Raw genomic sequence first — 22,817 nt, 5'->3', positions numbered from 1 at the left:
AAACAGAGATTTATCTCATAAAATTTAGTCTGTTAGAGCTTCGATTACTGCAGGATGTGTCAGCTTGCCATTGTTTACATTCACACCATTGGCAAGGTGCGCATCAGCTTCGATTGCGGCTTGTGGACCATTCTCTACCAACTTCAAAATGTAAGGTAGGGTCGCATTTGTCAGTGCGAGTGTTGATGTCTTTGGAACACCGCCTGGCATGTTTGCAACACAATAGTGGATAACACCATCAACTTCATATGTTGGATTGTCATGTGTTGTTGGTTTAGATGTTTCAAAGCAACCACCTTGGTCGATTGAAATATCAACAAGTACTGATCCGGGTTTCATCAATTTTAGATCTTCACGACTGATGACGCGAGGTGCTGCCGCACCAGGAAGTAGAACCGCGCCAATAACGAGATCAGCATTGGCAATCGCTTCTTGAACAGCAAGTGGGGTCGAGTAACAAATTGTGACTTTATCACCGTAAACGCGGTCGAGTTCTGCGATTTTTTCAAGGGAACGTTCAAAAACAATAATATTTGCGCGTGCACCCATCGCCATTTGCAGGGCGTTTTCACCCGAAACACCGCCACCGATAATAACAATATTGGCTGGTGCTACACCCGGAACACCTCCCAGAAGTAGGCCCGAACCACCATTGGATTTTTGAAGAGCAGTCGCGCCAACTTGCACAGATAAACGGCCTGCAACTTCACTCATGGGTTGAAGAAGGGGTAGGTGACCTTTAGGGGAAGTGATCGTTTCATATGCAATAGCTAGACAACCAGATGCGCACAAAGCCTCGGCTTGAGGTTTATCTGCTGCAAGATGCAGATATGTGAAAATTGTCTGCTCTTTGCGGAGCATTGCGCATTCGTTTAATTGTGGTTCTTTGACTTTGATGATCAATTCAGATTTTGCAAATACTTCTTCGGCAGTTGGTAGGATTTCTGCACCTGAAAGGGAATAGTCTTCGTCTGTAAAACCAACACCGTTACCGGCATTTGTTTCGACAAAAACAATGTGTCCGCGAGACACTAATTCTTTGACTCCTGCCGGTGTCATACCAACACGAAATTCTTTGGTTTTGATTTCTTTTGGGATCCCAACAAACATATGATTTTCTCCTATATGATAGGCTTATTTTATCCTGAAATAAGAGATAAAAGTTAGAAAAATAGTAGTAATTACAGGGTTTTGTGTGTATAATTTTTCCGTAAACCTAGCTTTTGGGAGATTATTTATATGGACAGCTTTGATGTTAAAATTCTTGCCTGTTTACAGGAGGATTCACGGGCATCTTTTCAAGAAATTGGTGCACGCGTAGGTCTTTCTATGTCTGCTTGTCATAAGAGGTCTCGAGCATTGGAAGAGCGGGGGGTCATCCAACGATATGTGGCTATATTGTCTGAAGAAAAAGTGGGGTTGCCGACAAGTGTTTTCGTCTCAGTAGAACTAAAAGATCAAGCCGAGGCGACACTGCATGATTTTGAAAAAGCAGTGATCAAATCTGACCAAGTGCTTGAGTGTAATTTGATGTCTGGAGATAGCGATTATTTGCTGCGCGTTTTGTGTAATGGCGTGGAAGGATATGAGGCGTTTCACAGATCGTTTTTAACTAAACTTCCAGGTGTAAAACGCCTCCAGTCGAGGTTTGGTTTGCGCACAGTGTGCCGCCGCAACCAAATACCTGTTAGTGCCGGTTTAGCACCGTATTAGTCGGTGCTTTCCAGAATAGCTGAAGCATCTAATTCAGTTGCGTTAATTTCAGTTGATGCTGCCTCTATTGAGGGGGCTGAGTCCGTAGATAGGTGACGCGCTATTGCTTGGAACACAACCAATGCTTCAACATTCATCCACCCGCCATCGATTAGATAATTTTTATAAGCAGATGTTTTAGCAATTACGACATTTCTACTTGGATTGATGTAGATATACTGACCATAAATACCTATGGCTGAAAAATCATCGCCGTCCCAATCATTGGGGATCCACCATTGATATTTGTATCCAAACCGAGGGTAGGAATCTGCCGTGGCACTCAATGGCATTAAGTGTTCTTTATCCGGTGTCGTCGCTTTCTTTACCCATTCGGATGAAACAACGCTTTCGCCTTTGTAATTTACGCCTTGGTTGAGCATTAGAACTCCAAAACGGGCCATATCTCTTAGGCGTATATTCAAGCCACCATAAAACAGTCCTGTTCCTACGGTATCTTGTAGAAGGTATGCATCGCCTTCAGCGCCGAGTTTGTCCCAGATTTTTTCTTTGAAGTAAGTTTTGAAGTCCTGTTTGGTCGCAGCTTCTACGACCATTCCTAGAACTTGCGTATCTATGCTGGCATAGCGTGTGTCTGTGCCGGGCTCTATTTCACGAGGAACTTTTGCAGTAAATTCATTTAGAGAACCTGTGCGTACGGCAACAATGGACTGTACTAGATCAGAGTTTAGATCGCCATAATCTTCATTCCAGCGCACACCTGATGACATTTCCAAGACTTGTTCAATTGTGACACCATCATATGCGCTGCCGACCAATTCAGGCACATATTTGACAACTTGGTCATTGACGGAATCGATAAAGCCTTCTTCTAACGCAATACCAAGAAGGGTGGAGACAAATGACTTGGTGACAGACATCTGAATAGCATTGGATGTGGCATCATTGCCAAGTCCGTACTCTTCGTGAACAATTTGATCGCCTTGCAGGACGGTGAAACCTGTTGTTTCTGTGCGAGAGATAAATTCACCAACGGTACTTTTTACATCATTGTAGACATAAGGAATTGATAGAATGTCATCTCTAAGGTCTGTTTTTAGAACAAACGTATCTTCTGGAGCGTCTATTTTTTGAGAAGGGTAGCGCTCATGCATGGAACGAAAATTGGATTGGATTTTATCCGCTTCAAATGAAGCAGCATATTCTTTTACCGCTATGATCTCTTTGATCTTTTTTTGAAAGATCAATCCTAAAACGGCAAGGATTATAATTACACCCAGAAATATTTTGCCAAATAGTTTCATTGCATTCTGCCCTTGCCGCTAAAGATATGTGTTTGAAGGAAGCCTAAGCTATTCCACCCATAGAAATGTATTTAATTTCAAGATAGTCATCGAGCCCATATTTAGAGCCTTCGCGCCCCATGCCAGACTCTTTAATGCCGCCAAATGGAGCTGCTTCACTGGAAATCAAACCTTGGTTTAGACCCACCATGCCTGTTTCTAGTTTTTCAGATACGCGCCAAGCACGTGCGAGATCTTTGGTCCAGAAATAAGAAGCCAATCCATATTGGGTTGAGTTGGCGATTGTGATCGCTTCTTCTTCTGTTTCAAATGAAAAGATAGGTGCGACAGGTCCAAATATCTCTTCGCTGGAAATGTCCATTTCATCGGTCACGTTAGATATCATCGTTGGCGCTATGAAATTACCTTCGGGGAGGGAGGTGTGCAAACGTGTGACTTCTGCACCTTTGTCCTCGGCATCTTTGATCAAACGGCTCACTTTTTCAAAAGCTTTTTGATTTATAACTGGTCCAAGGCTGGTTTCTTTTGAAAGACCATTTCCAATTTGAAGTTTGGCGATTGCCGTTTTGAACTTTTCAACGAATGTTTCGTAAACACCTGACTGAACAAGAATACGGTTGGCACATACGCATGTCTGACCAGAATTGCGGAATTTTGATATCATTGCCGCGCTTACCGCGCCATCAATGTCGGCATCGTTGAATACGATAAAAGGCGCGTTACCTCCAAGTTCTAGAGATAACTTTTTCAGTGTATCCGCGCTTTGACGCATGAGGAGTTTTCCAACTTGCGTAGAGCCTGTGAAGGAAATCTTACGGATGTCTTCATGCGAGGTTAGGACTTCACCAATTTCAGCACCGTGGCTGGATGTAACAATCTGGAAGATATCTTCAGGTATCCCAGCTTCGCTCGCAAGTAAGCGCAGAGCAATTGCAGAAAGAGGGGTGTCTTCTGAAGGTTTTAAGATAATTGAACACCCAGCCGCCAATGCGGGAGCGACTTTGCGTGTGATCATCGCATTGGGGAAGTTCCAAGGCGTTATAGCTCCTACAACACCTATCGGTTGTTTTATCACCAATAAGCGTTTGTCCGGCATGTTGGGTGGAACAATGTCACCATAAGCACGCTTACCTTCTTCAGCAAACCACTCAATAAAACTTGCGCCAAAACCTATCTCACCTTTGGCTTCCGCAATCGGTTTTCCTTGTTCTAAGGTCAATAATTCGCCGAGTGCATCTTGGTTTTGTAGGATAAGCGCATGCCATTTTTTCAAAATGTTTGCGCGTTGTTGAGCTGTGAGCGCTGCCCAATCAGGTTGGGCAGCTTTTGCTCGCTTTATGAAGGCTCTGGTGATATCTGCGGTGCACTCAGGCACCACAGTAATTTCTTCACCAGTGGCAGGATTGCGGACTGGAAAGTTCGCTTCAGTTTTGTTTGTTTCGCAATAAGAATTAATTTGCGTCAACAACTCACTTGTCTGTTGGCTAATCATTACGCCGTCCCTTATCGCAAACCGAAATAGGCTTCAGTTTCTGTCAAAGCTGCATCTGCTTTTTCTAGGAATTCAGTGATTTCAGATGGCGTGATGACAAGCGGAGGACAAACAACCATAGTGCGGTCTACAGCACGCATTATCAGTCCATGTTTAATGGCGATGTCACGGCAAATATTGGCTGCTTGCTCTTCAACTTCAAACTGAACTTTATCAGCCGCATTCTTCATGAGTTGGATTCCGGCTAGTAGTCCTTGTCCTCTCACTTCACCAATAATGGAGTGATTTTTTGAAAGGGATTTTAAGCCTTCACGGAAAGCTGGTACAGCTTCGCTCGCAACACGGTCTATAATTTTTTCATCCTGTAAAATTTGGATGTTTTTTAGGGCGACTGCACACGAAACTGGGTGGCCTGAATAGGTGTATCCATTCGCAAGAACACCTGAATAGTGCAATGCTTCATACACGTCGTCGCTAAACCCAATGGCAGAGATAGGCATGTATCCTGAGGACAAACCCTTCGCCATGGTCATGATGTCCGGCTTGATGCCATAGAAATTTTGACCAAACCATGTGCCGAGACGTCCAAAGCCACAGATAACCTCATCACAGACAAGAAGTATGTTGTATTTCGTGCAAATCTCTTGAATGCGTGGCCAATAGTTTGCTGGAGGGTCGATAACGCCTCCGGCACCCTGTACGGGTTCACCGAAAAACGCACCGACTTTGTCTGCGCCGATTTCTAGTATTTTTTCTTCCAATTGATTGGCTGCATACAGACCAAATTCTTCTTCAGTCATGCCATTACCATGCATATAGTAATGCGGTTCTAGAATGTGCTCAAACTCAGGTAGGTAATTACCACCTAGTTTTTTCATAGCGCCCATTCCACTTAAACTGGTCGCAGCAATCGTGCTCCCATGATAACCTAAATTGCGCCCGATAATTGTGCGCTTTTCAGGTTTGCCTTTTTGGTCCCAATATAATCGAATGAATTTGATGATAGAGTCATTCGCTTCTGAGCCTGAATTGGCGTAGAAAAAATGGTTGATATGCTCTGGCGTTACCTCAGATAATTTATTCGCTAATTCTATTTGAGGTGGAGATGAACACTGGAAAAATGTGTTGTAGTAGGGGAGCTCATCCATTTGGCGCGCGGCCACTTCTGTGAGATCTTTACGGCCATAACCAACATTCACGCACCACAAACCGGCCATTCCATCAAGGATTTTATTCCCATCAGAATCCCACAAGTGGCTCCCTTCACCTTTTACTATAACTTTTACCCCATTTTCTTTTAGTGATTTGTGATCACAAAATGGGTGTACGTGATGGGCCGCATCTAGGGCTTGCCACTCTTCTGTCGTTTTATTGGAACGGAGCATTGTAAGCATCCTTTTTATCAAGAATAATTTTCAACGACCGTGCGACTGAAACAGCAAGTGTTCAAGTTGATTTTAGCGGTTCGGGTGGTGTAAATTAATCACCACCTGATGGTGCGTTCATTTGCGCTTCGATCAAAGATGCGACGTCAAGGTCACCATATTGGTTGCGGGTTCTAAGACCTTCAATGACACTATGGCGATCTACAATTGTCTGCATTTGGCTGAGTCTAGATATTGCTTGAATGCGCTCGACGACTATTTCAAAGGATATGATACGGGGTAGCAAGCTTTCCACTTTTCCTTCTGGTGCTTTTTCCATTGTCCAAGGGGTGTCTTTATATCTTTCTACATGAGCAATTGTTTTGGATAGAACATCTAAGTGTTGATTATGGTCGTCAAAAATATTTATCGCACCATTTATATGGACGCTTTGATAATCCCAGGTAGGAACAGTTTTTCTTTCTTTATACCAATCGGGAGAAATATATGCGTTTGGGCTGCTGAAAACAGCTAAAATATTCTGTCCTGATTGCATGAATGTGGATTGGTGATTTGCCTTAGCCATGTGGCCTATAAGTATGAGGTCATCAGAATTCCCGCGAGTGTCATCGATAATTATCGGTGATGCGGTTGCCATTATACCATCATTATTTGAGCATATTAACTGTGCTAACGGAAAGTTCCGAATAACCTCTAGAGGTGCATCATTCTGAAAAATATCAGGTACGAATAGTTCCGGCATATTTGCTATAAACTTTCTGGCTAAGCTGAAGTTGCAACAATTTGATTGTGATCAGATTTCAAAAAATTAGCACATATTTACAGACGCGAATTTTGGAAGGGTCGGTGCAAATTAAGCACCGGCGAACAATCCTTTTGCACCTGAAATTTTGCTGATGTGAAATGTAGGCTGATAGAAATTTAGAATTGCAAGTCAGAAATGTTCCGAGATGAGAATGATAAAGCCAGAACGTGAAACTCAGCCAAAGCTCTCTAATGCGTTAGTTGCAGAACCACTCGGAGATATTGTCAATCTCTATGCGGGTAAGATGATGCCCAATTTGCAAGCATCAACGTTTCGCAATTCCCACAAGATTTTCCCGACACGCAAGATTCCTATGGGTAAAAAGAAGATTTTAAAGGAATCTTTGCAGCCTGCCGAAGCGTTAGAGTTTCAGTTGAATAGCTCTCAAAACGATATTTTTGACTATATTTCGAAAAACAGAGTTGCTGGACTGTTAGTATACTCTCAAGGCAAAGTTGTGTGCGAGCACTATGAGAGTGGAAATACTGCGGATTCTCTGTGGGTATCCATGTCAATGGCTAAATCTGTTGCAACAACTCTTGTGGGTGTTGCTATTAAGGACGGCTTTATAAAGAACGTAGATGAGCAGCTCGTTGAATATCTTCCTGAACTAAAAGGTAGTGCATATGATGGCGTTAGTATCCGTCATTTGATGCAAATGACATCTGGCGTTGCTTGGAATGATCAGCACACAGACCCAAATTCGGATAGGCGGATTATGTTGGATTATCAGGTGGAGCAAAAGCCTGGTTTGATAATGGATTATATCTGCAAGACGAAGCGACAGCATGAACCCGGCACGCATTTCAATTATAGTTTTGCAGACACTTTTGTTGTTGGCGCATTGCTGAAAGCTGCAACAGGAGAGTGGTTGTCTGACTATTTGTCGCGTCGTATCTGGATTCCAATGGGGATGGAAAAAGAGGGTATGTGGTGGCTTGACTCTGTCGATGGTTTAGAGGTGGCTGGGTGTGGGATCTGTGCGACTTTACGAGATTTTTCTCGACTTGGAATTTATATGTTGCAGGATGGGAAAATAAATGGAGAGCCGACATTACCGGAAAATTGGACCGCTGAATCCACGTCTCCTCGGATCGTCGGTGGAGAGACACTAAACTACGGATATATGTGGTGGCCGGTGCCAGACGAAAGCGGAAGTTTCAAAGAAAAAGCATTCAGTGCAAGGGGTATTTTTGGGCAATATATTTATATAAACCCGACGCGCCAGCTAATCATTTCGGTTGCGAGCGCACGCTCGAAACCGATGCATTCGGAAGCTATTTTGGACAATGATTTTTTCAATGCACTTAAGAATAATTTTTAGTGCATTTTAGAATTTGAGGTGTTGCTCTATTTGGGCGTGTAGAGCGGCAATTCCTTGCGGATCGTGCGGTGCATCCAGTTTCGAAAGCGTCGCAAAACGGGTTCGTTCCAGCGATCTTTTCGTGCAATCATGACATAGCTGGCTGTTCGTGTTGGGAAATTGGGATTGTCTTTTCCAATTTCAATCAACTCACCGCGTTCGATAAAGCGCGACGCAACCAGCGGGTTTGTTAAAACTATACCTTGGCCGTGGCGTGCGGCATCCAACGTCAAATCTCCCTGCCAGAGTTTTATTCCCTTTAGAGTATTGTCGCACGGTACATTGTGAGATTTTAGCCATGTCTCCCAAGTCGATGTTGAGCGCTCATGTAGCAGGTGGTGTTCTAATAAATGGGCCGGCGTTTCTATCTCCGTGAGAGATTCCAAATATTTGCGATTGGCGACGGGTATAATTGGTAAAACCGCGAGTGGAACTGCTTGTAAGTGGTCGGCAAGCACTTCTTGTTCGCCATAATTACGTTGCACGCGAATATCAGCATCAGCTTCATGTGATAGAAAATCCGGGGAATCGACTGATGGACGCAGTTGTAAGTCGACGTCACTATTTGTTGTTTCCATTGAAGACAGATGAAGAGAAAGCCAGTTTGTTGCAAATCCCGGAATGCACCAGATATTTAATTGATGGTGGGTTCCTGAATATAACAAATCCAAAGATGCGTGAGAAATGCTGTCGAGTGCTTTGGAGACAGCTAAATGGTATTTTTGACCTTCTTCTGTCAAAGAGGTTCCTGCTGTTGATCTTTCAATAAGTGGCACGCCCGCCCATTTTTCTATTGATCGCAGGTGGCGACTTAACACAGCATGGTCACGTTCGAGCCAATTGGCGGCTTTGCGAATTCCGCCCAATCTAGCGACAGCATCGAAAGCTCGTAAGGCTTCAAAGGGGGGGAGTGACTTTCTGGAAGGGGGGAGGTTAGAATTAAATTTTGAAGGGTTTTCCATTTTTTACCTTTGATGGCGGCCTCTCTTTTTAAATCCCAACCAAGCCACATAATGAAATCTACAAGTGCGAATGTTTCTCTAGAAATTTGAATCTTGCAAGAGTGTTGTCGGCAAATAGCTTATCCAGATTAAATTAGACGAAGAGCTTGGTTGTTATGCTAGCTGATTAGACAGCTGTGCATATATTCAAGCTGATAATTTAGTTCGAATTGAATTGTGTTACCAGAATGGCCATTCTGTCTAGGTACTAACATAATACTGAGTGGTGACATTTTCGCACCTCCGAGCGTTTAATTAGCGGCTATTTGATGTTGGCTTCGTATGATTGCCTTTGATAAACTATACTTAAGAGGGGCTCATGCAGCTTGAACCGGAAACGAACATAAAAAATGCCGCGCAAAACGCAGATGGTACGGCATTTATCGGTCACCCAAAGGGCTTGGGTTTTATTGTCTTTACAGAAGCGTGGGAACGTTTCTCATTTTACGGAATGCAGGCGTTGCTCGTGCTTTACATGGCGACGCACCTGTTCTTGCCCGAGCACTCTGGTAATGTTGCCGGTTTTGGTGCTTTTCAGTCTTTTCTTGAGTCTATATTTGGACCGATGTCTACTCAGGCTTTGGCCTCTCAGACCTTCGGTATATATGTTGGGTTAGTTTATTTTTCTCCTGTAATCGGTGGGTATCTAGGAGATAGATTTATCGGTCAGCATGCCGCAGTCATGATTGGTGCAATGCTGATGGCTATAGGGCATTTCCTTATGGCCTTTGAAGTCTCTTTCCTTGTTGCTTTATTGTTTCTCATTGCCGGATCGGGTTTCCTTAAAGGAAATCTCGCTGCGCAAGTTGGGCAATTGTATGAAGCCTCAGATCAGAGGCGTGATGCAGGATACACGATTTACAATTTTAGCATAAATGTGGGGGCGGCCATTGCGCCTCTCGTTTGTGGGACATTGGGCGAACTTTATGGCTGGCATTATGGTTTTGGTATAGCTGGAATTGGGATGCTGGTAGGGCTTGCAATCTATGTTGCCGGTAGCCGCCATTTGCCGAAAAGCAAAATTACTTCCGAAACTATAGCCGCACGTAAATTGAAAAAGGAAGATTTTGCACCAATCTTTGTTATTCTGATTATGTTGGCCATCACGTCATTATATTGGACGGCGCAGGCGCAAGTTTGGAATGTTTATCCGCTCTGGATCAAAGACGAAGTCAATCGCCTTATTTTCGGTTTTGAAGTCCCAGTAACTTGGTTCCAGTCTCTTGATTTTATGTTCGTCTTAGCAGCTGCACCTCTTGTTTTGTGGTTTTGGCGCCGACAGAATAAACTGGGCAATGAGCCTCAGGATTCGATTAAAATTGCAATTGGGTGTTTGATTTTTGGTTTAGCCTTTATGATGCTTGTGATTGGTGAGATGACAAGTTCGGATGCCGGCATCCACATGTTCTGGCCGTTTATATTTCACTGTATTTGTGGAACTGGATTTTTGTATATTGGACCAGTTGCTATGTCCTTTATCTCGCGTGTGGCACCAGCGTCCGTTAATTCGATGATGATCGGATCGTACTATCTTGCTATATTTATCGGTGGTTTCGGGTCCGGTTGGCTAGGTCAACTTTATGAAACAATGGCACCTCAGTGGTTTTGGCTGATACATGGTGGGATTGTTTCATCTGGAGCAGTGCTGATTGTATTATTAAAACCCTTTATGGATAAAATGGCTCGAGCTGAATAAATTTTTGGGTGCTCGTGCCTTTGCCAATTTTGCAAATGTTCCTTGAGGGCCCGATTTGTTATGAACGGTAATTCAACGTTTCTAGTGGGTTTGCTTCTGGCTGTTGGTGGAAGTGCGCTCGCTGGGGGTGTGTTCATGCTAAAAGGTGAAAGATCCACGCCTGAAAATGCTGTGACGCATTTGAAGGAATACCGGATAATTGACGTTATGCATGAGCTGCAAACTCATTCAACAAAACTGTATTTTGCAGGGATTGCAGAAAATGGTGAGTTGGCGTCATGGTATAATTGGAAAATCCAACAGTCATTAAGTAACATTAAAGAAGGCCGAACTGAGCCATATGCTTATAATGGTTGGGACGCAATTGAGTTAGCAACTATGCTCGATATACCTATCAAAGAGATTGATGAGGTCATCGATAGTGGGCAGTGGAGTCGTTTTGAAGACGCTTACGATTTTCTGATGGACACTTGCAATGCTTGTCATGCTGCAACGGAGCATAGCTTCGTTGTCGTTCGGGCACCAAGAGGGCAGGCAGCGCCCTTAAATCAAAAATTTGATATCGAGAATTAGAGTGGTCGACTTTCAATCGCTTTATCAACCGATATGCGCCAACTGAATAATCTTACATTGCTAGGCCTTTGATTCATTCTTCGTTATTTGGAATGGAAAGCCAAGTTGTTGCTGAGCGCAGTGCAGTCAACAAGTTATGTGCTTTATCTTACGGGGTTTAATGCACTGACGATAAGAGCGACTACATGAAATAGCATGGTTTTTTGTAGGCTAGATCGTATCAAATCACATTTATAATCTAAACATAAAAGAAGCCCGGCTATGTTGAATAGCCGGGCTTCCTTAGTATGCAACTGCTAATGAAGGGAGTTTAGAAGTTGTACTTAGCTTTCAAACCTATAACGCGAGGTTGAGTTCTGTTAGCGTTGGCCCAACCTTGGTATGGATCAATTGATACATTTTCATCGGTTAGATTTGTTGCAAATAGTTCCAAATCAAACGCATTTAGTGTGACGCCGACGCGAGCATTTAAAAGGCTCAAACTATCTGATGCTTGAGGTAGAACAGATTCGAAGAAACTTGAACGATCGATATAGGTAACTTCGTCTCTGTAGTTGTAGTCTAGGCGGGCGAAACCTGGAATGTCAGGAGCTAGGTTAAAGTCGTAGTTTATACCGATAGTTGCACTTAGTTCTGGTGTGTAATCGGTGGCATCCCCAACATTGTTGACTTCATCTGTTGCGTCTGTTGCTACGATTTCACTGTTTAAATAAGCCGCATTTAAGCTAATAGTCAGTGGCTCTATTGGTTTAACCGCAATTCCACCTTCAACACCAAAAATCTCTACCTCACCAATGTTACTAGATTCTCCTAGAAGTTGACCATCCACAAGGACGAGGCGTCTTCTGATCATATCTTGGTATTGAGTGAAGAAAGTCGCTATGTCGAATTGAATTTTACCGTCAGCAGCTGCACCCTTAGTACCTATCTCATATGTATAGACTTCTTCAGGGTCGTAGGGATCAAACGGTGCGGCGTTAAATCCACCACTTCTGAAGCCTTTACCGATGCTGGCATATAGGGTTTTCTCATCCGCATATTTGTAAGTCATGTACACACGAGGATCGAATGAATCAAATGTAGCAGATTCAGCGACTCCAGTGCCTGGTGCGTATTCAATTAAGCTCGTTTGATCTTCTTCAAAGTAACGAGCACCAACACCTACCGCAAATTTATCGGTAAGGTTCAATTCTACATCTGCAAATATTGAAACGGATTCAGCGGTTGCAGCAGAGCCATAATAAAGGTCGTCATAAAGAACGCCACCGCCTTCATTCAGGTCACCATTCACAGCATACAGATACTCATAGTCAGCAATCAAAGAGCGCTCTAAGTCTGAATAGAATGCACCAACGGTCCACTCAACCATGCCTTCTGTATCTGACAATCGGATTTCCTGAGAAAAACGACTAGCCTCTACAAAGCGATCATCGTTTCCTTCAACAAACCCATATGAATAATTGCCTTCTCTTGGGATGTAGGAAAATGGATATTGGTGGTCGTGCTCAACTTGTGTTGTTGAAGATGTTAACTCAGCAAAACCAAAATCATATGACATTTCTAAATTGTAGATATCAAAGTCAAATTCTTTCGGGATCATGACTTTGCTACGGTCTGGACCTACATCAACAGTGCGGTCAGCTTCTTCATAACCCATTCCCAACTCAGTCGAGGCGCGATGTGTTTGAACAGTAACTTTAGCGCTAAAGTCGTCTGTTGGTACCCATAATAGTTTTGCTCGAATATTCGTGAGTTCAGTGCCGTTCCCGTCCTCAATGCCAGCCTCTGGCTGGTCGATCCATCCACCACCATCTTCATATGCAGCAGCTAATCTAAAGGCCAATTTGTTTTCGATGAGGGGGACATTCAATACAAGCTCGCCTGTATAGCCCATTTCACCATCTGATACGGAATATACTTCGCCTCCGATTGAACCTTCAACTTTGTTGAGGTTGGGGTCGTTTGTGATGAATCTTACAACACCACCGGCTGCACCAACTCCGTATAGTGTGCCTTGTGGCCCTTTAAGCACTTCAACGCGCTCAAAGTCCAAAGCAACTGGAGCTAATTGGTCATATCCACCTAGTGTGAGGGGCATTTCGTCCATATACATGCCGACCAAAGCACCCGAACCTGATTGGTTTGCCAATCCGCGTAGAAAGACAGTGTAGCTTCCTGGACCATCTTCACGCATTGTCAAACCGGGAACAGCAAATGAAAGTTCTTGAATGTCAGTGACACCCAGTTTTTCTAGTTCTTCACCGCCAATAGCTTTGATGGCCATTGGAACATCTATAAGGCGTTCTGCTTTTTTTTGTGCAGTCACAACAACAGTTGAGAGTGTTTTTGTGTTTTCTGCAGTTGCTCCGGCTTCCACGTCTTGAGCGTAGGCCATCATTGCTGGACTGTATAAATTGGCTGCTATAACACCAGCAGCAGACCATAGAAGTGATCGTTTCATCTCATATCCCCGATTAACTAATTGATATGAAGATGCTAGTTTCTAAAACAATTTTTGGGGCAGATGTAAAAATTGTGACAAATGGTGCTGTTTAGTCACCATGCTTGCTAAATGACTGTATATCAGCGCTGTTCAGCATCTCATTAATTTCTGCATCTGAATAAAGCAACTCTTTTTTGAGCACTTTTTCGGTTGAACTGCCTAAAATGGGAGCAGCATTTCTATACTCAACAGGGGTTCTTGATAGCTTTACAGGATTAGCTGTTGTCGGAATAACGCCTAAATTATCATGCAAAATGTCAACTTTCATTCCTCTATCGTGCAGTTGAGGGTTATTGAAAATTTCTTCAATTGAGTTCACAGGGCCAATTGGTACACCGCAATGTGCCAGTATTTGCAGCCATTCTTGTGTTGTATGGAGTGATAAAGCGTTGTTCAGCTCTGTTGTTAATGCATCTCTATGTTGAACGCGATCTATATTTTTTTGAAAGCGAATGTCAGAGGTAAGTTCCGGTTTGTTAATTGCCATGCATAGATTTTGGAATTGGGTGTCGTTTCCAACTGCGATAACAATGTGACCGTCCTTGGTGTTGAATAGGCTGTAGGGAGCAATACTTGGGTGTGCATTTCCCATGCGTGAGGGAGACTTGCCTGTTGCATGATAGGCTTGTCCTTGGTTTGCTAATGATGCGACAAGGCAATCCAACAAAGCCACATCAATATATTGGCCCATTCCCGACCTTTGTCGTTCAATTATGGCCGCTTGTATCGCGTTAGCCGCATACATGCCGGTTAGTATATCAACCAATGCGACGCCCACTTTTGTCGGTTCACCATCTGCTTGGCCGGTTATGCTCATTAATCCACCCATCGCTTGGATAAGTAAATCATAGCCAGGGCTAGTGGCCATGGGGCCAGTCTGTCCAAATCCTGTGATCGAACAGTAGATTAAGCGTGGATTGATTTTCTGTAGCGTCTCGTAATCAAGACCAAACTTTTTTAAGCCGCCGACTTTGAAGTTTTCAATAAAAACATCACTTTTTTCAGCTAATTGACGTATCAATTTTTGACCAGTTGCAGTCGACATATCAATGCATACCGAGTCCTTGTTTCGGTTTGCGCTGAGAAAATACGATGCTTCGCGATTCTTACTATCTGCCGAAGTCTGATAGGGCGGGGCCCAGTGACGTGTATCATCACCAGATTCTGGGCGCTCGATTTTGATAATCTCAGCACCCAGATCTCCAAGCAATTGTGTGGCCCATGGACCAGCTAGAACACGACTTAAATCAAGGACTTTTAAACCTGATAATGCACCTTTGGTCATTTTAACCAAAAGCCGCAATTCCGGTGATGGCGCGCCCTAAAATAAGAGCGTGCACATCGTGAGTTCCTTCATATGTGTTGACAGCTTCTAGGTTGCACATGTGGCGCATGACATGGAATTCGTCAGAGATTCCATTTCCTCCTAGCATGTCTCGACATTCTCTAGCGATTGCCAATGCTTTACCAGCGCTGTTCCGTTTGATGAGTGAAATAGCGGTAGGAGGGCATTTCTTTTCATCTAGAAGGCGACCAATTTGCAGGCATGCGGCCTGACCAATTGAAATCTCAGTCTGCATATCTGCTAGCTTTTTCTGGATGAGTTGGTTTGCAGCAAGCGGGCGACCAAATTGTTGGCGGTCGATTGTGTATTCCCTTGCTGTGCTCCAACATGCTGTGGCTGCGCCGAGTGCGCCCCAAGCAATACCGTATCTAGCTTTATTTAGACATCCGAATGGTCCCGACAATCCTTTTGCATTTGGTAGGAGATTGTCTTCAGGCACGAAGACACTGTCCATTACGATTTCACCTGTAATAGATGCTCGTAAGGCTAGTTTGCCTTTGATCTCAGGCGCAGATAGCCCATCCATTCCTTTTTCAAGGACGAAGCCGCGTATTACACCATCCAGTTTTCCCCAGACTACAAATACATCAGCGATGGGGCTGTTGGTGATCCACATCTTTGTGCCATTTAGTTCGTATCCACCATCGACCTTTTTGGCACGTGTCTCCATGGAATTTGGGTCTGATCCATGATTTGGTTCAGTCAATCCAAAACAACCGACAAGGTCACCTGATATCAATCCTGGTAACCATTTCTGCCTTTGTGCTTCTGATCCATAGGTATAAATAGGGTGTATAACGAGAGAAGATTGAACGCTGAGTGCAGAACGATATCCAGAATCTACCGCTTCAACTTCGTGTGCAATTAATCCGTATGCAACATGGCTGGCTTCGGCACCGCCATATTCTGAAGGTATGGTGGCTCCCAATAAGCCCAATGCGCCCATTTCAGACATGATGTGCCGATCAAATTTACCTTCTCTATTTGCTTCAACAATACCGGGAAGCAATTTATCCTGCGCATATTTATGAGCAGTGTCACGGATCATTTTTTCATCTTCTGTGAATTGTCCGTTAAGTGAAAGCGGATCAGTCCAATCGAATTCTGGAACACTTGGCATACTATACTCCCTAAATTTTATGCTTTTTTTACTTTGAGATTCGTGAGCCGACTTGTTCCCAGCGTCCCGAGTTTAAAACTATTTGATCATCATTAAATTCTATACTGAATGGATATCTTCCTGCTGGTATTGTGAACTGAGTTTTCGATACAGGCAGCAATTTTAGAGGGTGATCTTTTTTAACCGCGAATACATCGCGTTCACCTGTTGCGGAGGCAATTAAGGTGTCACCGTCTAGTTTTATTGTAAGGTCTGCAATATTGCTGAAGTTATATGTGCCAACGAATTTACTGAGTGCTTTTTTGCTAAGTTTAACGTTCTCATTCGGCGCAACATGTGTGGGTTGATCGTGCGGTGTTGTTGAGAGGATTGCGTCCCACATAAGTTCTGATGCAACGATGCCAAGTTCCATACTTGGTATGGATGCACCGATACTTTCATCTATTTCGGCTGTAGAAACGGCGTAAAGCACATCACCGTCAAATTCTGTTGCAAATGGTTGGATTGCTCGGCCCATAGATGTGTGCACTTGAGCAGCAAGTCTCTTAAGCTCTGCATGAGAAAGGGATACGTTGGTGACGACCACGCTGACTGTTGTGTTCTTTTTTTCAACTGGTTCGGATTCTGTTGCTTTCCAGTCTGGGCGCAAACTATCAGGTGCGCCGCGCATTAGATCCGTTGCTTTAAGGTCTTTGGGCCAATCTTGTCCTTTGAAGCAATTGGCAACATTTCCGTCGCGGTCCGTAACAACACCCAGAGCATTTACAACTGTGAATACTGCGATTTTTACATCACCAATTTGTCTAAAGGCTGCACCTTGTCCTGATTTGGCGTTGCAGCCGAAAATACCACCATTTACAGCGGATCTGCCTGCTCCGTATGCGCCTCTTGGGAAAATGCCAGATTCGGCAGCGCGATAAGCTTCTTGAGCGAGGCGTTTGTCGGGGTAGATTTCATTAAGTCTGCGCCCACCAAGGTCATAAATGATTGACCCTGTTGCAAACCCTATATTTTCCCAATGTCCACTTGTTTCACCGTCGTCTAGTAGGGCAGTCATCACACCTGTGGCTGCTTCCAAACCATACCATGACCCACCGGCAAGCACGATGGCATCTAGTTCAGGGTGTAAGTAGCCAATATTTAAGAATTCAGAGTTGATTGTACCCGGGCCACCACCGCGCGCATCTACAGCAGCATGGACCTTTTTTCCAAATTTTAAAACCGTTAGACCCGTTGGTCCGTCTTCATATTGGCCGGTACCAATATTAAGCATGGGCCAATCAAACTCCAGCCGAGACGCATCTTCAAAGCCATCATTGATGAGCGTCGGAAGTTCGGCTTGTGAACGTGATTGGTTAGTCTGTTGTGTTGGTTCTGCCGACGCAATTTGTCCAACCCCACATGCCATGCACAATCCAAGACTTGAAAGGCAAGCGCTAAAGTAGCTCGCTTTTTTTAAATTTGACATGTCATCGTGACTCCATTGCAAAGGGGGCGACAAGCATTTGCCTGTCCTGTGTGAATTTACTTACAATGAAGCAACACAACAAAGATGCAAATTCGAATGAGGGTGGTGTTAATAGGGCAACGCACTCGTCATTCAAATCAGCTTTAAAATGTTCCGAACTCTCATCAGGCTCATGAGCAACCTTTCTAATTGATGGTGTCGGTGGAATCTGAAATGAGACTTTTTAATACGGGTGTATTAATTGCTGTGGGCCGATGGGTGGAACCTGCATGGGCAAATGAAGATCATCTCTCGAATACTCCCATTGAAGCGTCAGTATTTAGTGAAATACGTTTAGCTGATGATGCTAATTTGATGTTTATCGAGGGGCTCGTCGAATATGAGTCAGGCAAAGCCGTTTGGAGCGCAAGTGCGGAAGGGGAAGTGGATGCCTTGGAACGTATCAATAACGTTGAAAGCAAGATGCAGTTGCGTTCAATTATCTCTCCCGAACAACAAATTTCTATGGGGGTGAGGCTCGATTATGTTGATGGCGAAATAATCGAATACGCGTTTGGAGGAGGACACTTTTCACTGCCGTTCAATTTTAGTTTGGACGCTATGTATTTTCTATCCAAGGAGAAGAAGTCGTTTAGTCGTTGGATAATTTCAAACGAAATAGAGCTATCCCCCCGTTGGAATTTGCAAACTGCACTTGAATACAATATTGCGCTGCAAGACGATGAAGAAGAGGTGAGTGGTATGACTGACGGGGAGTTTGCGGCACGTATTATATACCGCGCATCGTCTGATATGTCGGCGCATCTGGGATATTTAAGACAGTTCGAATTGGGAGAGCAATATCAGTTTTCAAGTGATATGGGACTGAATACGCATTTCGACAACCTTGTTATCGGAGTATCTAGAAGCTTTTGATCCGGGCCATGGCCTGTGTATAGATGGAAGTCTAAAATTGCACTTATTTTGGTGTGGGCAAGCTTCTAAATTTGTCGATTTTAGTACGCAAAGCGGAAGAAATATAACGCAAAATGGCTTCTTTTTCTGAATATCAAATAGAAATCGCTGAAATTGGAATATTTTCCCTTGTTGAGTACAACAATGAAGAAGACGCAGAGATAATTCATCCATGGGTGAATATGGAATATGCCAAATTTTGGATGCTGAACAATTCCACTTTGGAGAAAGTTAAATCTGAATACAAAACGATAATGGCACCGATTGGAACCAAAGTTTATTTAGGGTATCTAGATAACAGCCCTATGTTTCTGACAGAAATTTATGATCCAGCTTGCGAAGAAATAGCGGAACATTATCTATGCAAACCGGGTGATTTTGGAATGCATATTTTGGTTGCACCTGCAAAGAAATATATTCCCAAATTCACGCAATGTGTTTTCAAAGTTCTCTTGAATTTTCTCTTCCAATATCGGGGAGCTAAGAGAGTAATTGTTGAACCCGATGTTGCGAATTTTAAAATTCATAAACTCAATGAGCAGGCTGGTTTCAAAGTTTTTAAGGACAGTGTAAAATTGTCAAATAAAGTGGTGAGGATTGAAATTTGTGAAGTGGATGATTTCCATCAATCTAAACTAATGGAGTGAATTCCTTCTTCTGAGAGGATCGCTTCGCCTGAATTTGTAAAGCAAAAATATTCCACCAAAACCATGTTGCAGACGTTTCCGCCTTATGAATTTGATTGATACCGATATTGTATTGATCAATAGTATTCTGACCTTTGACGGCACATGATCTTTGCGCGTAATCTCACTGGAAAAGTATAATTTTCCCTAGTCTAGTCAATGCTAGTCTTTCAGAGGAAATCGCGGAGGAGATGGAGTTCAGGTGATAAAAGCCGATTTAAAACCTACAAGAGTTAGGTTTCTGATTATTGCGTTAATCTTTATAATTACCACAATAAATTACGCAGATAGAGCAAGTTTTGCCATAGCAGGAGATGCCGCATCAAGTGATTTGGGACTGAATTCGGTTCAACTTGGTTTTATATTGTCTGCTTTTGCTTGGGCTTATGTCGCTGCGCAGATTCCAGGTGGTGCGCTGCTGGATAAATTTGGGACGCGGTTAGTCTATACAATTGCGATCGCGATGTGGTCGCTATTCACTTTCTTTCAAGGGTTTGTAGGATTTTTTGTCGGCGGGACAGCATTTGCGATTTTGTTTGCGCTGAGAATGTTGGTTGGACTGTGTGAGGCACCGTCCTTCCCAGGGAATGCGCGTGTCGTATCAAATTGGTTCCCTAATTCTGAGCGTGGAACCGCATCGGCTATATTTAATTCGGCGCAGTATTTTTCTTTAGTCGTTTTTGCTCCTTTTATGGCGTGGCTGGTGCATTCTTTTGGGTGGAGTAGCGTTTTCTTTGTTATGGGTGGATTGGGATTGGTTGCGGCTTTTGTATTCTGGAAATTTATTCGAAGTCCTGTTGAGCATAACTGGGTGAATGAAGCAGAGGTGAACTATATCGAAGATGGCGGCGGCATTACTGGCTTAGATTCATCTGCTGGATCAAAAAGTGCGGATTTTAATTGGCACAATGTGCGCCAAGTGTTGGGTAGCCGTATGCTTGTTGGGATATTTATCGGTCAATATGGTATAAACGTCCTGACTTATTTTTTTGTGACTTGGTTTCCAATTTATCTAGTTCAAGAACGGGGGATGGACATTCTTAAAGCCGGTTTTGCTACTGCGATTCCTGCATTGTGTGGTTTTGCTGGTGGGGTATTAGGTGGTGTTATATCTGATGCTTTATTGAGAAAAACTGGCTCGGCAACTATTGCTCGCAAAACACCGCTTCTAATAGGTATGGCCATGGCGTGTTCTATAATGGCCTGCACTGTTGTAGATGCAGAATGGATGATCATTGCATTTATGGCGCTTGCTTTTTTCGGAAAAGGGATGGGCTCATTAGGATGGGCGATAATCTCTGACACATCACCAAAAGAGTTTGTGGGTGTTACAGGAGGCATTTTCAATACATGTGGAAATACTGCTGGCATCGTGACACCGATAGTCATCGGGTTTCTGGTAGGCAATTCAGGGAATTTTGATAATGCACTGATCTTTGTAGGTGTTCATAGTGTTCTTGTGATGATTGCTTATTTGGTGATCGTCCAGAAAATTGAAAGACTAACACTTCTCCCCAAAACTCCTCCTCAAGTTCAAGAAGCAGGTTAAAGGTCTTAACATGTCTCAATTGTCGCGACGTCTATTCCTATCTGGTGTTTCTTGTTTGCCGTTGCAAGGAATAATGAAGGCTACGGCAATGCCCGCAATGCCTGTTGATGGTGAACGCAAAGTTCCAGAATGGGCTTTGTTACAACGCCAACTATTAGATGAAATGTCTGATGCTTGCGTACTTTTCTACAATAAGTATTTTGACGAACGAGGGTATTTTCTCTGTTATGAGCGATGGGGTGCCAATGATGGTCCTGATGACGCTATTGAGAACCTGAATAACTGGCCCCAACTTCATGCACTTGGTGGAAAGGAGGTTGTGAAAGATCTCTATACCCATGGTTGGGAGGGGCATTTGCGGCAGTTTACCCAAGCAAAGACATCTCAAATCGAGATTGCGCGCGATGGTATGTTGTATAGGGAATTTAACGTTCAATTTGATTGGCAACATCTTGCTGAAGAGCTTACTGTTTTCAATGTGATGCCAGCATCTGATCCTTATAATCAGGCAAATACCAAGCGTATTCGGCGGTTTGCTGGCCTGTATATGGGCGAAGATGAAGCTGCTCAGAATTGGGACCCAAAACATAAAATCATCAAGAGTATGATGAATGGAAGTAGAGGCCCGATGTTGCGCGATGCGACGGCGTTGGACTGGGCGGGTGAACGTTTTGAAGTTGGTGATCGTTTTTTCATGGAGCATGGGGAAACCACATATGAAGAAACATTAGATCATTATCGGGAGTACACAGAAGTTGTTGGCGATCATCCGCTGAACCTTTTATCAACAACATTGGCTCTGAACGCTTTTATGTTAACGCAAGAGCCGAAGTATAAAAAATGGCTCTTGGAATATGTAGATGCCTGGGCTGAGCGTGCTGAAAAAAATGATGGTATTTTGCCATCAAACATTGGACTCGATGGTGAGATCGGATCGGCTGCCAATGGTAAATGGTATGGGGGAACATATGGTTGGGGATTCAGCCCGATTGACACAACAACAGGTGAACGCGTTAACCGAAATCGAGTTTTGCGGACGATAGTCGGATTTTTTAATGCCTACCTTTTGACGGGCGAAGATAAATATCTTCAGACATGGCGGCGATTGCTAGACGAAATCAATGCGCAAAAGCGTACTCAAAACGGTATATTGCAAACACCGACACAATATGGCGATGACGGGTGGTATGGGTGGAAAGATGGCTTGAATGAGTCCAACCGCTTAGATATCTGGTGGTTTTCCATGAAAAAAAGCGACCGTAAACTTGCACCGGATCATCCATGGATTGCCTTTCTTGAAGGACGAAATGAGGCGTGGCCGGTCCAAGCATTGCGACAAGACATTAGTCAAGTTGTCAGGTGCGTTGATAGCATTCATGAGGATACTTCAACACCCGATACTCGTCTTGCCGATGGCGTCTTAAAATCTAATCCAGCTACTATAACTGCGCTGATGCACCAGACGATGGGGGCAATTCATATTGGTCGTCCAGCATGGTCTAAATCCTCGGCTTATATAGGTGGGTCTCCACTTTATGCTCGCGTTCGCCATTTCGACCCAGAGCGTAAACGTGCTGGACTGCCTGAAGATATGGCTGCACTAGTTACAGAAATGACTGATGATATGACGGCGCTTATCATTGTGAACACAGGAATGGTTTTTGATCGAGACATTGTCATTCAAGGTGGTGGCTATGGTGAGCACCAAATCAACTCGATCACGGTGAATGGAGAATCCAAGAAGGTTGATCAGTCGTATCTTAGACTTAAAGTACCAGCGCATTCTAGCATCACAATTCAGATGCAGATGTCGAGATATAAGAATAGTCCAACACTATTGTTTCCGTGGGATAGATAAAC

18 protein-coding genes are annotated in these 22,817 nt (G+C 43.7%); 8 read left to right on the top strand and 10 right to left on the bottom strand.

Translation table 11 applies throughout. The features are described 5' to 3' along the window. Positions 1-24: 24 nt before the first annotated feature. Positions 25-1,110, bottom strand: coding sequence for an alanine dehydrogenase (gene ald, locus AC5EF3_RS04185; RefSeq protein WP_493547143.1), 1,086 nt, complete (start codon positions 1,108-1,110; stop codon positions 25-27). Positions 1,111-1,239: 129 nt separating this feature from the next. Here ald and AC5EF3_RS04180 point away from each other — a divergent pair, with 129 nt between their 5' ends. Continuing rightward, positions 1,240-1,713, top strand: coding sequence for an Lrp/AsnC family transcriptional regulator (locus AC5EF3_RS04180; protein WP_015828347.1), 474 nt, complete (start codon positions 1,240-1,242; stop codon positions 1,711-1,713). On the opposite strand, the gene AC5EF3_RS04175 is transcribed toward AC5EF3_RS04180, so the two are convergent. The 4 genes from AC5EF3_RS04175 to AC5EF3_RS04160 all read right to left on the bottom strand — a co-directional run bounded on the left by AC5EF3_RS04175 (position 1,710) and on the right by AC5EF3_RS04160 (position 6,636). After that, positions 1,710-3,017 carry a serine hydrolase domain-containing protein gene (locus AC5EF3_RS04175; protein ID WP_493547142.1) on the bottom strand — a complete coding sequence of 436 codons (1,308 nt, stop codon included), beginning with the start codon at positions 3,015-3,017 and terminating at the stop codon, positions 1,710-1,712. The two genes, AC5EF3_RS04180 and AC5EF3_RS04175, sit on opposite strands and share 4 nt — an antisense overlap. Before the next feature lie 43 nt (positions 3,018-3,060). Further along, entirely contained in the window at positions 3,061-4,509 is a 1,449-nt protein-coding gene (locus AC5EF3_RS04170; RefSeq protein WP_493547141.1) for an NAD-dependent succinate-semialdehyde dehydrogenase, read from the bottom strand. Positions 4,510-4,520: 11 nt separating this feature from the next. Further along, the gene (locus AC5EF3_RS04165) at positions 4,521-5,894 is read right to left on the bottom strand and encodes an aspartate aminotransferase family protein (RefSeq protein WP_015828344.1); all 1,374 of its coding nucleotides are present in this window, start codon (positions 5,892-5,894) and stop codon (positions 4,521-4,523) included. 94 nt (positions 5,895-5,988) lie between these two features. Next, the gene (locus AC5EF3_RS04160) at positions 5,989-6,636 is read right to left on the bottom strand and encodes an FMN-binding negative transcriptional regulator (protein ID WP_493547140.1); all 648 of its coding nucleotides are present in this window, start codon (positions 6,634-6,636) and stop codon (positions 5,989-5,991) included. 214 nt (positions 6,637-6,850) lie between these two features. Here AC5EF3_RS04160 and AC5EF3_RS04155 point away from each other — a divergent pair, with 214 nt between their 5' ends. Beyond that, a complete protein-coding gene (locus AC5EF3_RS04155; protein WP_493547139.1) occupies positions 6,851-8,023 on the top strand; it encodes a serine hydrolase domain-containing protein in 1,173 nt (390 codons plus the stop codon). Between the two features lie 26 nt (positions 8,024-8,049). On the opposite strand, the gene AC5EF3_RS04150 is transcribed toward AC5EF3_RS04155, so the two are convergent. Further along, entirely contained in the window at positions 8,050-9,024 is a 975-nt protein-coding gene (locus AC5EF3_RS04150; protein ID WP_015828341.1) for a LysR substrate-binding domain-containing protein, read from the bottom strand. A gap of 358 nt (positions 9,025-9,382) precedes the next feature. Here AC5EF3_RS04150 and AC5EF3_RS04145 point away from each other — a divergent pair, with 358 nt between their 5' ends. Next, a complete protein-coding gene (locus AC5EF3_RS04145; protein WP_493547138.1) occupies positions 9,383-10,759 on the top strand; it encodes a peptide MFS transporter in 1,377 nt (458 codons plus the stop codon). 60 nt (positions 10,760-10,819) lie between these two features. Further along, complete coding sequence (locus tag AC5EF3_RS04140; RefSeq protein ID WP_493547137.1) at positions 10,820-11,332, top strand: hypothetical protein; 513 nt, start codon at positions 10,820-10,822, stop codon at positions 11,330-11,332. A 310-nt stretch (positions 11,333-11,642) separates the two neighbouring features. On the opposite strand, the gene AC5EF3_RS04135 is transcribed toward AC5EF3_RS04140, so the two are convergent. The 4 genes from AC5EF3_RS04135 to AC5EF3_RS04120 all read right to left on the bottom strand — a co-directional run bounded on the left by AC5EF3_RS04135 (position 11,643) and on the right by AC5EF3_RS04120 (position 17,768). Next, a complete protein-coding gene (locus AC5EF3_RS04135) occupies positions 11,643-13,793 on the bottom strand; it encodes a TonB-dependent receptor (RefSeq protein WP_493547136.1) in 2,151 nt (716 codons plus the stop codon). Positions 13,794-13,884: 91 nt separating this feature from the next. Further along, a complete protein-coding gene (locus AC5EF3_RS04130) occupies positions 13,885-15,120 on the bottom strand; it encodes a CaiB/BaiF CoA transferase family protein (RefSeq protein WP_493547135.1) in 1,236 nt (411 codons plus the stop codon). A gap of 1 nt (position 15,121) precedes the next feature. Beyond that, entirely contained in the window at positions 15,122-16,300 is a 1,179-nt protein-coding gene (locus tag AC5EF3_RS04125) for an acyl-CoA dehydrogenase (protein ID WP_015828335.1), read from the bottom strand. A 28-nt stretch (positions 16,301-16,328) separates the two neighbouring features. Then, a complete protein-coding gene (locus tag AC5EF3_RS04120) occupies positions 16,329-17,768 on the bottom strand; it encodes a P1 family peptidase (RefSeq protein ID WP_493547134.1) in 1,440 nt (479 codons plus the stop codon). A gap of 213 nt (positions 17,769-17,981) precedes the next feature. On the opposite strand from AC5EF3_RS04120, the gene AC5EF3_RS04115 reads away from it, so the two are divergent. The 4 genes from AC5EF3_RS04115 (at position 17,982) to AC5EF3_RS04100 (ending at position 22,815) form a co-directional block, all read left to right on the top strand. Beyond that, positions 17,982-18,683 (top strand): copper resistance protein B, encoded by a 702-nt coding sequence (locus AC5EF3_RS04115; RefSeq protein WP_493547133.1) that lies wholly within the window; start codon positions 17,982-17,984, stop codon positions 18,681-18,683. Positions 18,684-18,796: 113 nt separating this feature from the next. Then, on the top strand, positions 18,797-19,369 hold the full coding sequence (locus AC5EF3_RS04110; protein WP_493547132.1) for a GNAT family N-acetyltransferase: 573 nt from the start codon (positions 18,797-18,799) through the stop codon (positions 19,367-19,369). Positions 19,370-19,610: 241 nt separating this feature from the next. Next, positions 19,611-20,957 carry an MFS transporter gene (locus AC5EF3_RS04105; RefSeq protein WP_015828331.1) on the top strand — a complete coding sequence of 449 codons (1,347 nt, stop codon included), beginning with the start codon at positions 19,611-19,613 and terminating at the stop codon, positions 20,955-20,957. Between the two features lie 10 nt (positions 20,958-20,967). Next, entirely contained in the window at positions 20,968-22,815 is a 1,848-nt protein-coding gene (locus tag AC5EF3_RS04100; protein WP_493547131.1) for a DUF8034 domain-containing protein, read from the top strand. Positions 22,816-22,817: the final 2 nt, after the last annotated feature.

The organism is Hirschia sp. (assembly GCF_058892565.1).
The sequence above is the reverse complement of the archived record's forward strand: the minus strand, read 5'-3'. Positions and strand labels throughout refer to the sequence as shown.

Coding starts and splice junctions, on each gene's coding strand:
- ald (WP_493547143.1), bottom strand. CDS start 1,110: ATGTTTGTTGGGATCCCAAAAGAAATCAAAACCAAAGAATTTCGTGTT.
- AC5EF3_RS04180 (WP_015828347.1), top strand. CDS start 1,240: ATGGACAGCTTTGATGTTAAAATTCTTGCCTGTTTACAGGAGGATTCA.
- AC5EF3_RS04175 (WP_493547142.1), bottom strand. CDS start 3,017: ATGAAACTATTTGGCAAAATATTTCTGGGTGTAATTATAATCCTTGCC.
- AC5EF3_RS04170 (WP_493547141.1), bottom strand. CDS start 4,509: ATGATTAGCCAACAGACAAGTGAGTTGTTGACGCAAATTAATTCTTAT.
- AC5EF3_RS04165 (WP_015828344.1), bottom strand. CDS start 5,894: ATGCTCCGTTCCAATAAAACGACAGAAGAGTGGCAAGCCCTAGATGCG.
- AC5EF3_RS04160 (WP_493547140.1), bottom strand. CDS start 6,636: ATGCCGGAACTATTCGTACCTGATATTTTTCAGAATGATGCACCTCTA.
- AC5EF3_RS04155 (WP_493547139.1), top strand. CDS start 6,851: ATGATAAAGCCAGAACGTGAAACTCAGCCAAAGCTCTCTAATGCGTTA.
- AC5EF3_RS04150 (WP_015828341.1), bottom strand. CDS start 9,024: ATGGAAAACCCTTCAAAATTTAATTCTAACCTCCCCCCTTCCAGAAAG.
- AC5EF3_RS04145 (WP_493547138.1), top strand. CDS start 9,383: ATGCAGCTTGAACCGGAAACGAACATAAAAAATGCCGCGCAAAACGCA.
- AC5EF3_RS04140 (WP_493547137.1), top strand. CDS start 10,820: ATGAACGGTAATTCAACGTTTCTAGTGGGTTTGCTTCTGGCTGTTGGT.
- AC5EF3_RS04135 (WP_493547136.1), bottom strand. CDS start 13,793: ATGAAACGATCACTTCTATGGTCTGCTGCTGGTGTTATAGCAGCCAAT.
- AC5EF3_RS04130 (WP_493547135.1), bottom strand. CDS start 15,120: ATGACCAAAGGTGCATTATCAGGTTTAAAAGTCCTTGATTTAAGTCGT.
- AC5EF3_RS04125 (WP_015828335.1), bottom strand. CDS start 16,300: ATGCCAAGTGTTCCAGAATTCGATTGGACTGATCCGCTTTCACTTAAC.
- AC5EF3_RS04120 (WP_493547134.1), bottom strand. CDS start 17,768: ATGTCAAATTTAAAAAAAGCGAGCTACTTTAGCGCTTGCCTTTCAAGT.
- AC5EF3_RS04115 (WP_493547133.1), top strand. CDS start 17,982: ATGAGACTTTTTAATACGGGTGTATTAATTGCTGTGGGCCGATGGGTG.
- AC5EF3_RS04110 (WP_493547132.1), top strand. CDS start 18,797: ATGGCTTCTTTTTCTGAATATCAAATAGAAATCGCTGAAATTGGAATA.
- AC5EF3_RS04100 (WP_493547131.1), top strand. CDS start 20,968: ATGTCTCAATTGTCGCGACGTCTATTCCTATCTGGTGTTTCTTGTTTG.